The following is a 13,992-nucleotide window of genomic DNA, read 5'->3' as shown; positions in this document are numbered from 1 at the left end:
GAGCGTTTGCGTGCGAGGCTAACGAGTTTGGGAACATCGTTTGGGAGAATGCCGTGACCACTGAGATCCGTTCGATCGACAACGGCTGGCGCCGCTGGATTGCCGAGAATCTGCTGCTCGACGCACCGCCGCCCGCGCTGCACGGTGCGCTGGTCGGACATGGTTTCGACCCGGCCGAAGCCGCGCGCGAAATCGAGACGGCGCTCGCGAATCCTTACTTTGAGGGTGCCGTGCGTTTGCGCAATCGTTTGCGCAAGCGCGAATGGATATTGTCGGTGTACGGCACGCTCAATCGTATGCGCGCCGGAAGCGGTTTGATCGAGCGGCGCGAGCGCTTATCGCGTGACGAGTTCTTTGAGCAGTACTACTTTCAGAACCGGCCGGTCATCATCACCGGCGCTTTCGATTTCTGGCCGGCGCGCACGCAGTGGAGTTTCGACTACTTTCGCGAGCGGTGTGGCGAGTGTGAAGTCGAAGTGCAGTTCGGCCGCGAGTCGGATTCAAATTACGAAATCAATCAGCCGAAGCTCAAGCGCATGATGCGCTTTGCCGATTATGTCGATCTCGTCGAACGCAGCGGCCCGACTAACGATTTCTACATGACCGCCAATAACACCTCGCACAATCGCGCGGCCCTCGCGGCGTTATGGCCAGACGTGCCGGCTATCCGCGAATATCTCGACGCCGAGTCGCCCGATACGGGTTTTTTCTGGATGGGGCCGGCGGGAACGAAGACGCCGTTTCACCATGATCTGACCAATAACTTCATGGCGCAGGTGATCGGCCGCAAACAGATCAAGCTGGTGCCGTTGTCCGATACACCGCATATGGCGAACATGCTGCATTGTTATTCGGAGGTGGACGGCGGGGCGATCGACTACGAGCGTTTCCCGTCGATGCGCAATGCGCATTTGATGGAATTCACGCTCGAACCCGGCGAATTGCTGTTTTTGCCGATCGGCTGGTGGCATTACGTGGAAGGACTCGATGCATCGGTGACGATGACGTTCACCAACTTTCTGCAGCGTAACGACTTCTCGCGCGACTACGTTACGTATCACGAACTGTGAAAAAAACGGCGAGCCGGTTGACCCGGCTCGCCGCTCCCCCTTCGACGCTTGTTTTTTTCGCGTCTTTATTGACTGTCGTTATTCGTATTCGTTACTTCTTGCTCGTCAGGCCACCCAGACCGCCGAGCAAGCCGCCGCCCGTGGTGCCGCCGGTCGAAGTCCCCGAACCGGTCAATGCGCCGGTGACAGTGCCCAGCAGACCAGTGATCGGCGCAAGCGGGTTGCTGGTGCTGCCCGTGCCGCCCGAACCCGCGGCCGACCCGAGCGCGCCTGTCAGCGACGACACCGCCGACGTCACCGGTGCCAGCGGGCTGCTGCCGCCGCTGCCGCCGCTGCCACCGGTCGCGCCGCTCAATGCGCCCGTGACCGAGTTCAGCACACCGGTCAGCGGTGCCAGCGGGCTGCTGCCTGAGCTACCGCCGAGGCCGCCGAGACTGCCGGTCACCGTGCTGAGGACGCTGGTCAGCGGTGCCAGCGGGCTGCTGCCTGAACTGCCGCCGAGGCCACCGAGACTGCCGGTCACCGTGCTAAGGACGCTGGTAATCGGCGCAAGCGGGCTGCCCGAACCGCTGCCGCCGGTCAGGCCGCCGCTCAAGGTGCTGGGCAACGCGGTGAGAATGCTGGTCAACGGCGCCAGCGGATTGCCCGTCGTGCCGCCGCTTCCGCCCGGATTCAGGATGCCGGTGAGGCCGCCCAGCGGGTTGCCGCTGCTCGTGCTGCCTGCGGTCAGCAGGCCGCCGGCGGACGTGACCGTGTCGCCAAGCTTGGTCACGACATTGCCGAGGTTCTGACCGATCGGGTTGTTGGTCGCGTTGCTGACCTGGCTGCCCGCGGTGTCGAGGCCGTGACCGATGGTCGACAGCAAACCGTTCAGTGGTGCGCCGAGTCCGGTCGTATCGCCGACGGTTTGAGTCGTTTGCGCGAGCGTGGCGGTGATCGGCGTGATCGCGGTGCTGACGGTCTGCGTCACTTGCTGGATCGGACCGTTCGTCAGCTGCGAGGTCAGTTGCGTGCCAAGGCCGCTGACAGCAATACCGAGCGTCGAGACCGTGCTGCCGAGCGGCGTGGTCAGCGGACTGAGCGGTGCGGTGGGACCGCTGCCGAGACTCGTCACGAGCTGGCCGGCGCTGTTGACGGCCTGGCCGGCGTTATAAACCAGGCCGCCGCTGCTCGCCAGCGTTGTACCGAGCGGATCGGTGGAATTGCCGAGCTGGCCGAGGCCGTTCACTGCACCCGTGCCGACTGCGGTGACACCGGCGCCGAGATTCGAGACGACGTTGCCGAGCGCGGTCGAGGTGGCCGGGTTCGAGCCGGGGATCGGCGTGAGGCCGATCTGGTTGCCGATCGCAGACACGGTTTGGCCGGTCGCGGTCACCACGTTGCCGGTGTTCTGGACGACGACGCCGATCGGATTGGCGCTGGTTGGCGTGGGCGTCGGAGTTGGCGTGGGCGTGGGCGTAGGTGTAGGCGTCGGCGTCGGCGTCGGCGTCGGTGTGGGCGTCGGAGTCGGTGTGGGCGTAGGCGTTCCGCCTCCGTTCCCCGAGCCGCTGCCGGAACCACTACCCGATCCGCTCGAGACGCCAGGTCTGACCAACGTGCTTCCGCATCCGGTCAGTAAGATCATCGACGTCACGCACATGGCGATCGCCGACAGTTTGAAATTGCGATTCATGGTCTGCTCCCCCGTAATTTGAAAATTGCTGGGGAGCTAACTGCAAGGCCTATGCCATTTATGTTTGCATGCTCAATGCAGAGAATAAAATCATACAGATCAATAGGTTGCGAGCCTGCGCGCGAAGCGGGGAAGGTTCCGATGTCACCGATGTGGCGGGGAACACATCAGCGTGTAGGCCTCGCGTAACGTAACGTAAGAACGCCGGTTTTCATATCGCGTGACGCCCGCCGATGCAACAGCAGCGCGCGTCTGCGTCAGATCTTCAAACGCCGCAGCACCTTCGGACCGGCGACCGCGATCAGAGCCGAACACACGGCCACCACTGACAACCCGATCGGCAGGTTGGTCGCCTGCGTCACCGCGCCGATGATTACCGGTCCGAGCAGCAGCCCGAAGTACGCCAGCCCGGCGACATGCGCGAGTCCTTCGGCCGCGTGAATGCCTTTGACGCTCGCCGCTGCCGCAAACAGCACGGGCATCATGTTAGCGAGGCCGAGACCCATCAGCGTGAAGCCGACGAGGGCGACGACCGGATTCGGCAGCAGCAGTGCGCCAATCATCCCCGCGCAGGCCAGCGACGCGCTCGCCATCACCAGTTGCGGCGCGCCGAAGCGGGCGCGCACGGCGTCGCCGGCGAACCGCGCCGCTGCCATGCCGCCCGAAAACGCCGCGTAGGCGGCGCTCGCGAGGGCCGGCGTTGATAGCACGACGTCGCGCATGTAGACGGTCGCCCAGTCGTACATCGCCCCTTCGGCGATCAGCGCGACCAGCGCCATGACGCCGAGCGCCCATAAGGCCGGCGAGCGCCAGCGGTTGGCGCGCGGCGTGGCGGCGTCGGGATGGTCGGCGTGGGGTACGTGCGGCAGTACGGAAGGACAGGCTGCAATCAGCACCAGCGCGCTGATCGCCGCGGCAAGCGTGAGATGCACAGCCGGCGCCATGCCACGCGACAACAGGAGACCGCCTACCGCTGCGCCGGCCATCCCGCCGACGCTGAACATGCCGTGCAGCGCCGACATGATCGGCCGGCCGAGCGCTTTCTCCACAGCGCTGGCTTCCGCGTTCATCGCGACGTCGAGCGTGGCCATGCCCGCGCCGAAGACGGCCAGCACGATCAGCAACATCCAGTAAGCCGGCACGATCAGGATCAGCGCCGCACATGCCGACATCACCAGACCGCCCGTCAAACAGGCCCGGCGCGTACCGACCCGCGCAATCCAGGACGCATTCGCCGCCATGGCGCCGATCGAGCCACCGGCGAGAGCCAGCAGTGCGTACGAGAGCATCGCCGCGTTCAGATGGAAGCGGTCGCGCACTGTCGGCACGTGCACCCCCCACGACGCGTACATCATGCCGGCGATGAAGAACAACGCCATCGTGGCGACACGGGCGCGCTGCCGCGCGGTGCCGGAGAGATCGCGATGAGCAGCGGGGAGGGTGACGAATTCGGAGGAGCGGTCGGACACGGAAATCTCAAGGAGGGAGAACGCGCGAGAAAGCGCGTTGAAAGCGAATTTCCGATTCTAACGAAGCGCGCTGTCTTATGCTTGGAGCGAATTGATCCGAAGCCTGGCCATCGAGGAACGCGCACTTGAACATTCCCGCTCACGCTCCGCTGCATCTGCTTCATATCGCCGCTATCGGTACGCTCGCTACACACGCGCGTCAGCCGGAAGGTTTTCCTTATCCTTCGGTGTTACCGTTCGCGCCGGACCCGCAGCATCGTCCGACGATCCTCGTGAGCCGGCTCGCCGAGCATACGCACAACCTGCACGCTGACCCGCGCGCCGGCTTTCTGGTCGTCGATGCACCGGACGGCGACGTGCTGAGCGGCCAGCGCGTCACCTTGCTCGGCACGTTCGAACCGGTCGACTCGACCCCCGAAGTCGTACAGCGCTATCTGCGCTATCACCCGGACGCCGAACGGTACCTGGTTCTCGGCGATTTCACGTTCTGGGCGATGAAGCTCGAACGGCTGCGCTACATCGGCGGCTTCGGCGCGATGGGCTGGCTCGCCGGCGCCGACCTCGATCCACTGCCGCCACTCGGCTTCGACGAAGAAAACGCGCTGATCGAATATTTCGCCGCTCATTCCCAGGGCGCCAGTGGAGTTCAATTGCTCGGCGTCGATCGCTATGGCGCTGATCTGAAGCTGGACGGCGTGCGTACCCGTTTTGTCTTCGACGATGCGAAACGCAATACCGAAACCTTGCATGCGGCGCTCGAAGATTGCATCCAGCGCCACGCTAATTAAGTTTCGATTGCTGTTTGGGGAAAACACTCATGCCGCAATAACAAGGGAGAGCGTGGCTCGTAATATGTTCCGACGTTTCATGTTAAAGCTTTCATCGCATGAAATGTTGGGACAATTTCCTTATCTTAAATTTCATTTTTTGATAGTTAATTCATTAATGTCTGATGTGCGAAGCTGTTTTTCAGCGGAATGCGAAAATTACCTATTTGAAAGGGTCCGCGTAACACCGCGTCGGCGTGAAATTTTTTGAAACGAATTGAGATTAATTTTACGGCGCCGCTTTTGTAGTTTTTCTATTTTGTGTTAATCTCGCCATCAAATTCCGAGGCATGATCACTTCAAAGGGCAAGCCGGCTTAAGACTGGCAGTCATTTATCCAATCCATAAGGGAACCTATGTCTTCCTACAAGGAACTACTCGCACAGCGCGAGAAGCTCGAAAAGCAGATCGAAGAAGCAAAGTCGCGTGAATATGCAGAAGTGTTGAATGAGATCAAGCAGAAAATGGCCGATTACGGCATTTCGCTGACTGAACTCGGTGGCGGCCGTGGTGCCAAGGCTGCTAAAGCCGGTCGTCCGCGTGCAGGCGTCGCGCCGAAGTATCGTGACCCGGATAGCGGCAGCACGTGGTCGGGCCGCGGCAAGCCCCCGCGCTGGATCGCAGGTCTGGACCGTGAGAAATTTCTGATCCAGAAGTAATAGTTTTACGGTCAATCAGTGGCGCCTATAGCGCCCGCTGTTGCCAGAAAAAAACCGCGTACCGTCAAGGGCGCGGTTTTTTTATTTCCGCGGCAAATTGCCGTGACTCTTTGTCGCACGCGCTCCATGAAACTGGAACGCGAATGCTTTTCGTTTAGATAAGCGTCTGATTTAAAAGGTTTTTTTGTGGTTTATCCAGCGCATATTGAGATGCGCCGGGTAGAATGCAGGTATTGAACTCTCCCCTTTGTTTCAGCGATGCCTTCCTCCGCCGCCGTCCAGTCCGTCGAGAAACATCGCGTTGCGCGCAAAAGTACCTTTGTCAGTATTGCGCTCAATACGGTGCTTATGACGCTGCAAATCGTCATCGGCGTGTTTGCTCATTCGCAGGCGCTGGTCGCCGACGGTATCCATTCGTTAGCCGATCTGATTTCCGATTTTGTCGTGCTAATCGCTAATCGGCACAGCGGCGCCAAGCCTGACGCGGATCACAATTACGGACATAGCCGCTATGAAACGGTCGCGTCATTGTTTTTGGGCGCGCTGCTGATTGTTGTCGGCGTTGGTATGTTGTGGCGCGCCGGCACACGTCTCGCCGATTTGCAAAGCATCCCCGCCGTGCATATGAGCGCGCTCGCGGTCGCTGTGCTGGTGCTGATTTCCAAAGAAAGCCTGTTTCGCTACATGCTGCGCGAAGCGCAACGCGTGCGTTCGGCCATGTTGATTGCGAACGCATGGCATGCACGTTCGGACGCCGCTTCGTCATTGGTGGTCGCGATTGGCATCATCGGCAGCCTCGCAGGCGTGCGTCTGCTCGATCCGATCGCCGCGGCGATTGTCGGCTTCATGGTGGCGCGCATGGGCTGGATGTTCGGCTGGGACGCGCTGCAAGATCTTTCCGACCGCGCGCTCGACGAAGCCGCCTCCGCCGACATGCGCGCGCTATTGCTCGCGACGCCCGGCGTACGCGACGTGCATGAAATGCGCACCCGCAAGATGGGCGACTTCGCGCTGGTCGATGCGCACATTCTGGTCGACCCGCTGATCTCGGTATCGGAAGGGCACTACATCGCCGAATCGGCACGCTTGCGTGTGCTGGCCGACAACCGCGTGCTCGACGCGCTGATCCATGTCGACCCGGAAAACGACGCGATGGCGCGACCGCCCGTCAATCTGCCGACCCGGGAGCGGGTCGTCGCCGAAGTCAACGCGGCGCTCGCCGCGGGTGGCGTGAAGGCCGCGTCGGTCAATATGCATTACTTGAGCACTGGGCTCGATGTCGAAGTGGTTCTGCCGACGCCGGGCTCGCGTACGGCAGAAAGTGATGAGCCGTGCCTTGCTCGCGTCGATCTGGACGCGCTCAGGCGCCGCCTCGGTGCCCGCAAGCTGAACGTGCTGCAGGGAGTGGACGCTCCGCAGGCCGAAAGCAGCGTTTCGACGGAAGCAGGGGCCGGCGACGCCAGCGCCAAGGCTGAGCAGCCGCATAGCGCCACGTGAGCGCGGCTACAGTCTCACAGCGGCAATTGCGTATCGAATTTGATCTCGCGCAGCACGACGCTCGTGCGCACTTGCGCGACGGCAGGAATCTTGAAGATGCGTTCGTGCAGAAAGCTGTCGTACGCCTTGATGTCCGGCGCGACGATCTTGAGGATGTAATCGGATTCGCCGGTCGTGCTGTAGCACTCGGTGACCTCCGGGCAGGTCGCGATTTCCCGCTCGAACTGTTCGACCCCGCCCTCGGTGTGGCGCGTGAGATGGATATGCGCGAGCGCGCAGACGTGTAGCCCCAGCTTTTCGCGATCCAGCAATGCCGTGTAGCGCTGGATCACCCCTGATTGCTCCATATCCTTGATACGGCGCCAGCACGGGGTGCTCGACAGGCCGACCTGGTCGGAAATCTCTTGCACGGACCGGCGTGCGTCGAGCTGCAACAGGCGCAGGATTTTTTGAGAGAACGTATCGAGTGTCAACTGCGCCTCCGTTGGCGTCGCCCTATCAACGCATGGTAGAGGTCTCGAAAACGAAACGCAATGTAAAACGGCTTCAGCGAGGGAGATTACCTAATTTGCCGGTTCCTCAGCGGCGTTTTGTCCTGAGCCGTCCCCATCTTTAGCGGCCGTCAGCGTGGCCGCCTGAACGGCGCGCAGATCCTTGAGCATGTTGCAGAAAAGCGCGCCCTGTTCGATCGCGTCGTCCAGCGCGACATGCGTGTGGGGATGTTCGTCGAACCAGTGCTTCGGGAAACGTGGCTTGATGTTCTTGCGGTACGGCAGGCCGGTTAGTGCGAAGGCCAGCGTTTTGATATCGAGCGCCGACCACGAAAACGGGCAGCGGCCGACAAATCGCATCATGTACCAGAACATATAGGTGAAGTCGAAACCGGCCGGCATCGCCACGAACACCGGCTTGCCCGGCAACGCCTCGACCCATTCGACATAGGCGGTCAGCGCGGCCTGCGGATCCTGCAAATTCTTGCGGCAGGCTTCCCACGCCTCCGGCTGCGTCTTCCACCATGCTTCCTGCACCGGATGCGGCGTGGCGCCGTCGAGCAATTCAAGATTCGCGGAGAAGGTGGCGATCAGCTGCTTGTCTTCCGTGTACGCGGCGGAGGCGAAACTGAGCATCGAATGCGGACCGGGAATCGGGCCGTCCGCTTCGACATCGGTGCTCACGTAGATTTCGCTGCTCATGCTTTGACTCCGTCGGCGACATACGGATTGGTGCGGCGTTCGGCGCCGAACGTGGAGGTGGGGCCGTGGCCCGGAACGAAGGTGACGTCGTCGCCGAGCGGCCAGAGTTTTTCGCGGATCGCGTGTACCAGGTCGGCGTGATTGCCGCGCGGAAAATCCGTGCGGCCGATCGAGCCGGCGAACAGCACGTCGCCCACCAATGCGAGCCGATGCGCGCGGCTGAAGAACACCACGTGGCCGGGCGTGTGGCCGGGGCAGTGATAGACCTCGAGGGTTTCGTCGCCGAATTGCACGGTCTCGCCGTCTTGCAGCCAACGGTCCGGCTCGAACGCTTCGGCAGCAGGAAAGCCGAAGCGCGTGCTTTGGTCCGGCAGCTTGTCGAGCCAGAAACTTTCGTCGGGATGCGGACCTTCGATCGGTACGCCGTAGTGCGTGGCGAGCGTCTTCGCGCCGGCGCAGTGATCGATGTGGCCATGCGTGAGGAATACTTTTTCGACCGTCACATTCTGGCGCGCGATTTCACCCTGGATGACATCGAGGTCGCCGCCTGGATCGACAACGGCCGCGCGCCCGGTTGCCTCGCAAACGAGCAGCGAGCTGTTCTGCTGGAACGGCGTAACGGGGATCAAGGTGACTTTCATGGATGACGGCGCCGCTGGAAAAACGTTGATTGTACCGGCGTCTCGTCGACGCTCGTCGAGGGCGCTGAGGCCCCGCTGCAGCGGGCTTTGAGCTGCCCATTTTTGCAGCAAGAGTGAAAATTCATCAAGGTTTTCAGTCGCTTGCCATCCCAAAATTTTCTTTTGGGTATAATGGCCTCCATGCACAAGGAATTGTGCATGCCACACGGCGATGCGTCCCCATCAAAAATGGGCACGCGGATTGCCACTCAAGTATGGGCTGTCGCGGTTTTGGGCGGCCATCAGGTATCGATGCATTCGATGCACACGTCTTACCCAGCCAGGCGCCGCGCGCCTGCAACGGACTTAAATGCCGTGACGCTGGGTGGGGCCTACGCCGCTGTTCCTGCGCGCTGAGTTCCGCGCGCAAGAACGTGTTTGCCACGTTCGATGGCGGCATGTGGGGTCTGGTCAGGCTGCCGGGGACAGGTTGCGCCAGACGTGAAAATTAACCGTGCGGTAGCGGCTGGGTAGCCGCATCCGGGCTTTGACGTACTGCGCTTTTCTGCGCGGCGCGTTGTCGTCCATTGCCGCCGGAGTCGCAGGCAACACGCTCAACTTTTCGCGTGATGCGGCTCGACAATTTGATTGCACGTCTTATGAAAACTCGGTTATCCCGTGGTCTGGGGACTCTTTTTGCCTTTTTTGTGCTGGCCGGCTGTGCCACGCCTCCGGGCGCGAGCAGCACGTCTGACAGCGGCGCGCCGCTGAGCACGAAGAATGCGCAGGCAGGTTCCTTCGGCCCGCAAGCTTTCGGTAGCGCGCCGGCATCCGGCGCAGCCGCCAAAGGCTCGTCGCTGGCCGATGCGCAGCCGCTTACTGACGACAATTCCGGCGTCTCGGACTTTCATCAGATCGGTCGCGCCTCGTGGTACGGCCGCGGGTTCCATGGCCGCCGTACCGCCAACGGTGAACGTTTCGACATGCACGCGCTGACTGCGGCACATCGCACGTTGCCGCTCGGCTCGTATGTTCGCGTGACCAATCCGGCCACCTCGCGCTCGGTTGTCGTGCGCATCAACGATCGTGGCCCGTATGCGCGTGGCCGGATCATCGATCTGTCAATGGCCGCCGCCGCCGCGCTCGACATGCGCCACGCCGGTACCGCGCGTGTTCAGATCGAAGGATTGACGCGACAGGAAGCACGCGCTGAGATGAATGAAACGCTGGCGTCGAACTCAGAGAAGTAATGAAATGGCCGCGGGCGCGTCTCTGACGCGCTTGTGACGCCGGGCAACGTGGCGCTTACTCGCGCCGTTGTTCGCCAAAAGACAGAGGGCCGCTTCGCGCGGCCCTTTTCTTTTACTCATCCACCGTGGCTGCACGCAGCCGCTCATCCCTTTCGGTCCTGGCTTGTGCTGCGAGCCTGATCCGCTGGCGGACCTCCCTTCTCGTCCGCCTTATTCCTCGTCTTTCTTCAACGCCAAAGCGCGCGTGTAGAGCGCATTGCGCGACGCGCCGGTGAGGGTCGCGGCAACTTTTGCCGCGCTGCTCACCGTCAATTCTTCCAGCAGGATGCCCAGCAACGCGTCGTGATCGTGTTCGCCCGCGGCTTCCGGCTGCGCGCCTTCCACCACCAGGACGAACTCACCGCGTTGCCGGTTCGGATCGGCTGCGAGCCACGTTGGCCCTTCGGCCAGGGTGCCGCGGTGCAGCGCTTCATGTAACTTCGTCAATTCCCGTGCGATCAGCAGTTTGCGTTCGCCGCCGAATGCGTCCGCCATGGCCTGCACCGTTTCGACGATCCGGTGCGGCGCTTCGTAGAACACCATCGCGTGCGGATGGTTCGCGAGCGCTTGCAGTGCCGCGGCGCGTGCTTTTGCCTTCGGCGGCAGGAAGCCGAGGAACGAGAACGTCGCGACCCAGTCGCCGGCCGCGCTCAAGGCGGTGGCGAGCGCGCTTGCGCCGGGTAGCGGAATGACCGGGAAGCCGGCTTCGCGCACCGCGTCGACGAGTTTCGCGCCGGGATCCGAGATGCCGGGCGTGCCCGCATCGGATACGTAGGCCACGCGTTCGCCCGCTTGCAGATGCTCGATCAGGCGCAGCGCCGCGGCCCGCTCGTTGTGCTGATGAACCGCGACGAGCGGCTTCGAGATGCCGTAACGCGCGAGCAGTTGGCCGGTGTTGCGGGTGTCTTCGGCGGCAATGCGGTCCACCAGTCCGAGCACATGCAACGCGCGCAGCGTGACGTCGGCGATATTGCCGATCGGCGTGGCCACCACATAGAGCGCGGCGGCAGGGTACTGCTGCCCTTGCGCGAGTTCGGAGAGAGGAGTCATGAGGCAGAAGACGCAGACAGACAGAACGAGGCCGCCATTGTGCCACGCAGCGGCGCGTGAACCGGATGGTTGGCAGGTGAGGGCACGGGCCGTCGGCCACAACTTTTCGAGACCAACCGGGTCCAAACTCGTCGGCGCGGCTTTCGAGGCGCGTGCGATGGAGTTTTTGCAGCGGCAGCGTTTGCGTTTCGTCGCGCGCAACGTGCTGTGCCGGGGCGGCGAGATCGATCTGGTGATGCGCGACCGTGACGGCGCGCTGGTGTTCGTCGAAGTTCGCGCGCGTGCCCAGCAGCATTATGGCGGCGCGGCAGCCAGCATCGGCTGGCAAAAGAAGCAGCGGATCGTGCGTGCCGCGCGGCATTACCTGGCAACCCGCAGCAGGCGTTCGCATGATGAGCCCGCGTGCCGTTTCGACGTAATTGCGTTCGAAGCCGGTCGGCTCGTGTGGCTGCGCGATGCGTTTCGCGCCGACGAAGTCTGATGCAGTGCGGGGAGAACAGGCGTGAGTGCGATAAACTTGCGCTCGCGTGCGGACCTCGTGAACCACACCGGTGTATGGAAAGCAGCGACGGGATAGCGCATTTCGCGATGTTTTTGCGCATCTACACTGTGTTGCCGGCACGGTTCATCAGAGCGGCACGACTTCGCAATACGACTTCACAACACGGCCGCGTACTGCGGTCTATTCGCGGTAGAAACTAGAGACTCGATGTCAGTCGAACGCATTCAACAACACTTCCGCGACAGCGCGGCAGTCAAACTCGAAGCCCTCGAATCCCTGTCGATGCCGATCGCCGCAGCGATCGACACGATGTTCGCCGCGCTTGCCAACGGCAGCCGCATTCTTGCGTGCGGCAACGGCGGCTCAGCGGCCGACGCGCAACATTTCGCCGCCGAACTGATCGGCCGCTTCGAGCGTGAGCGCCCGGGCTTGCCGGCGATTGCGCTGACCACCGACACCTCCGTGCTCACCGCCATCGCCAACGACTACTCGTTCGAGCAGATTTTTTCGAAGCAGGTTTGGGCCCTCGGCCAGCCCGGCGATGTGCTGCTGGCCGTCACCACGTCCGGCAATTCCGCCAATGTGCTGGCCGCGATCGAGGCCGCGCATGAGCGCGAAATGATCGTGGTCGCGCTGACCGGCAAGGGCGGCGGCCGTATGCAGGAAGTGCTGGGCGATACCGATATCCACATTTGTGTGCCGTCCGATCGCACCGCGCGTATTCAGGAAGTGCATTTGCTGACCATCCATTGTCTGTGCGACGGCATCGATGCCATGTTGCTGGGCGAAGACTGAGATTGATTCCGAAGGAGAGCTAGTTGATGAGCGTATTCCGCGTCAAGAAGACACTGGTGAGAACCGTGCTGGTGGTCGGGTTCGCCGCGGGACTGTCCGCGACGTTGCAGGGTTGCTTTCTCGCCGTTGCCGGCGCGGCGGGCGGCGGCGCGCTGGTGGCGACCGACCGGCGCACGCTCGGCGCGCAGACCGAGGATCGCGAGATGCAGGTGAAGGCGCTGGCGCAGATCAGCCAGAACTTGCCCGACAACGCGCACGTCAACGTGACGGTGTTCAACCGCCGCGTGCTGCTGACCGGCGAAGTGGCGGGTGACGTCTCGAAGCAGCGCGCGGAGTCCATCGTGCGTGGCTTGAACAACGTCAACACGATCGTCAACGAACTGGCGATCATGCCGGCGAGCTCGTTCTCGTCGCGCACGAATGACACTTACCTCGAGACGCGCGTGAAGACCGCGCTGATCGCCGAGAAGAACATTTCGGCGAACAACTTCAAGGTCGTGGCCGAGCGCGGCTCGGTGTATCTGATGGGCCTTGTCACGATGGACGAAGGCAATCGCGGCGCCGATGTTGCGAGCCGCGTGCCGGGCGTGGTGCAGGTCGTGAAGGTGTTCCAGTACATTCAGCCGCAGGAAGCCGCGGCGGCGGCCGCTGCAGCGGCGACCGCACCGGTTGCCGCTTCGCAGCCGGACGCGAGCACGCCGACTGTCGGCGCGATCCCCGATTCATCGGTGAGTTCGCGTCCGCTCGAGCAGCAAGCGCCGGCGCCGGTCACCAATTCGAACGCCGTGCATCCGGGCAATCCGAAGGCGACGACGCCATGACGCGGGGCGTTGCTTTCGCTGTAGCGATGTTGATGGCTGGCGCGTTGGCCGGCGCTTTTACCTCTTCAGCACGTGCGGCCGATGCCCCGCGTGGTCAGATCGTTGCTAACTCGAATGCCTGCATGGGATGTCACGCGGTAGACCGCAAACTGGTCGGCCCGTCGTTCCAGCAGATCGCTACGAAGTACAAGGGCGATGCGCAAGCGCCGGCAAAATTGTCGCGCAAGGTGAAGGACGGGGGCTCCGGCGTATGGGGCATGATTCCGATGCCGGCGCATCAGTCGATGAGCGATGCGGATATTCGCACAGTGGTCGATTGGGTGCTGGCTGGCGCGCCGTCCAGGTGATGTTTTGCCGCCCCTTTTGCCTCCGGGTTTTACCCCCGCGGGGGCTTGGCAAAACGCAAAATGCCTGTGCTAGAATTGTTTGCACGTTGGGGGGGTAGCTCAGCTGGGAGAGCGTCGCGTTCGCAATGCGAAGGTCGGGAGTTCGATCCTCCTCCTCTCCACCAAAGATCACATCGAAAGT

Annotated in this window: 15 protein-coding genes and 1 tRNA gene; 10 read left to right on the top strand and 6 right to left on the bottom strand. The window is 62.4% G+C overall.

What is annotated here, in order from left to right; all coding sequences use genetic code 11:
* Positions 1-53: 53 nt before the first annotated feature.
* The gene (locus tag M0D66_RS16885; protein ID WP_266211054.1) at positions 54-1,070 is read left to right on the top strand and encodes a cupin-like domain-containing protein; all 1,017 of its coding nucleotides are present in this window, start codon (positions 54-56) and stop codon (positions 1,068-1,070) included.
* Between the two features lie 91 nt (positions 1,071-1,161).
* Here M0D66_RS16885 and M0D66_RS16880 read toward each other — a convergent pair whose 3' ends face one another.
* Both M0D66_RS16880 and M0D66_RS16875 read right to left on the bottom strand, forming a co-directional pair.
* On the bottom strand, positions 1,162-2,742 hold the full coding sequence (locus M0D66_RS16880) for a collagen-like triple helix repeat-containing protein (RefSeq protein WP_266211053.1): 1,581 nt from the start codon (positions 2,740-2,742) through the stop codon (positions 1,162-1,164).
* A gap of 257 nt (positions 2,743-2,999) precedes the next feature.
* Entirely contained in the window at positions 3,000-4,211 is a 1,212-nt protein-coding gene (locus M0D66_RS16875) for an MFS transporter (protein WP_266211052.1), read from the bottom strand.
* A gap of 125 nt (positions 4,212-4,336) precedes the next feature.
* Between M0D66_RS16875 and M0D66_RS16870 the strand changes: the two genes are divergently transcribed.
* The 3 genes from M0D66_RS16870 to M0D66_RS16860 all read left to right on the top strand — a co-directional run bounded on the left by M0D66_RS16870 (position 4,337) and on the right by M0D66_RS16860 (position 7,194).
* Positions 4,337-4,999, top strand: a complete 663-nt coding sequence (locus M0D66_RS16870; protein ID WP_200651910.1) for a HugZ family protein — start codon at positions 4,337-4,339, stop codon at positions 4,997-4,999.
* Between the two features lie 395 nt (positions 5,000-5,394).
* A complete protein-coding gene (locus M0D66_RS16865) occupies positions 5,395-5,697 on the top strand; it encodes an H-NS family nucleoid-associated regulatory protein (RefSeq protein WP_054037926.1) in 303 nt (100 codons plus the stop codon).
* A gap of 258 nt (positions 5,698-5,955) precedes the next feature.
* Positions 5,956-7,194 carry a cation diffusion facilitator family transporter gene (locus tag M0D66_RS16860; RefSeq protein ID WP_266211051.1) on the top strand — a complete coding sequence of 413 codons (1,239 nt, stop codon included), beginning with the start codon at positions 5,956-5,958 and terminating at the stop codon, positions 7,192-7,194.
* Positions 7,195-7,208: 14 nt separating this feature from the next.
* Here the strand turns inward: M0D66_RS16860 and M0D66_RS16855 are convergent, their stop codons facing one another.
* The 3 genes from M0D66_RS16855 to M0D66_RS16845 all read right to left on the bottom strand — a co-directional run bounded on the left by M0D66_RS16855 (position 7,209) and on the right by M0D66_RS16845 (position 9,028).
* On the bottom strand, positions 7,209-7,667 hold the full coding sequence (locus M0D66_RS16855; RefSeq protein ID WP_012431468.1) for an Lrp/AsnC family transcriptional regulator: 459 nt from the start codon (positions 7,665-7,667) through the stop codon (positions 7,209-7,211).
* 90 nt (positions 7,668-7,757) lie between these two features.
* Positions 7,758-8,387 (bottom strand): exonuclease, encoded by a 630-nt coding sequence (locus M0D66_RS16850; protein ID WP_093644839.1) that lies wholly within the window; start codon positions 8,385-8,387, stop codon positions 7,758-7,760.
* Positions 8,384-9,028, bottom strand: a complete 645-nt coding sequence (locus M0D66_RS16845) for an MBL fold metallo-hydrolase (RefSeq protein WP_093644837.1) — start codon at positions 9,026-9,028, stop codon at positions 8,384-8,386. Before M0D66_RS16845 ends, M0D66_RS16850 begins: the two co-directional genes overlap by 4 nt.
* A 608-nt stretch (positions 9,029-9,636) precedes the next feature.
* Here M0D66_RS16845 and M0D66_RS16840 point away from each other — a divergent pair.
* Positions 9,637-10,257 (top strand): septal ring lytic transglycosylase RlpA family protein, encoded by a 621-nt coding sequence (locus M0D66_RS16840; RefSeq protein WP_093644833.1) that lies wholly within the window; start codon positions 9,637-9,639, stop codon positions 10,255-10,257.
* Positions 10,258-10,467: 210 nt separating this feature from the next.
* Here M0D66_RS16840 and rsmI read toward each other — a convergent pair whose 3' ends face one another.
* Positions 10,468-11,346 carry a 16S rRNA (cytidine(1402)-2'-O)-methyltransferase gene (gene rsmI, locus M0D66_RS16835; protein WP_256455705.1) on the bottom strand — a complete coding sequence of 293 codons (879 nt, stop codon included), beginning with the start codon at positions 11,344-11,346 and terminating at the stop codon, positions 10,468-10,470.
* Here rsmI and M0D66_RS16830 point away from each other — a divergent pair.
* The 5 genes from M0D66_RS16830 (at position 11,345) to M0D66_RS16810 (ending at position 13,975) form a co-directional block, all read left to right on the top strand.
* Entirely contained in the window at positions 11,345-11,827 is a 483-nt protein-coding gene (locus tag M0D66_RS16830) for a YraN family protein (protein WP_266211050.1), read from the top strand. The genes rsmI and M0D66_RS16830 overlap by 2 nt on opposite strands.
* A 228-nt stretch (positions 11,828-12,055) precedes the next feature.
* Complete coding sequence (locus M0D66_RS16825) at positions 12,056-12,643, top strand: phosphoheptose isomerase (RefSeq protein WP_093644827.1); 588 nt, start codon at positions 12,056-12,058, stop codon at positions 12,641-12,643.
* A gap of 26 nt (positions 12,644-12,669) precedes the next feature.
* Positions 12,670-13,464: a BON domain-containing protein gene (locus M0D66_RS16820; RefSeq protein WP_266211049.1), complete on the top strand. Its 795-nt coding sequence runs from the start codon at positions 12,670-12,672 to the stop codon at positions 13,462-13,464.
* Entirely contained in the window at positions 13,461-13,811 is a 351-nt protein-coding gene (locus tag M0D66_RS16815) for a c-type cytochrome (RefSeq protein WP_200651905.1), read from the top strand. Before M0D66_RS16820 ends, M0D66_RS16815 begins: the two co-directional genes overlap by 4 nt.
* A gap of 88 nt (positions 13,812-13,899) precedes the next feature.
* A tRNA-Ala gene (locus M0D66_RS16810) sits at positions 13,900-13,975 on the top strand.
* Positions 13,976-13,992 lie beyond the last annotated feature (17 nt).

The sequence above is a fragment of the Paraburkholderia sp. SECH2 genome (assembly GCF_030464795.1).
GTDB classification, from domain to species: domain Bacteria; phylum Pseudomonadota; class Gammaproteobacteria; order Burkholderiales; family Burkholderiaceae; genus Paraburkholderia; species Paraburkholderia aspalathi.
The sequence above is the reverse complement of the archived record's forward strand: the minus strand, read 5'-3'. Positions and strand labels throughout refer to the sequence as shown.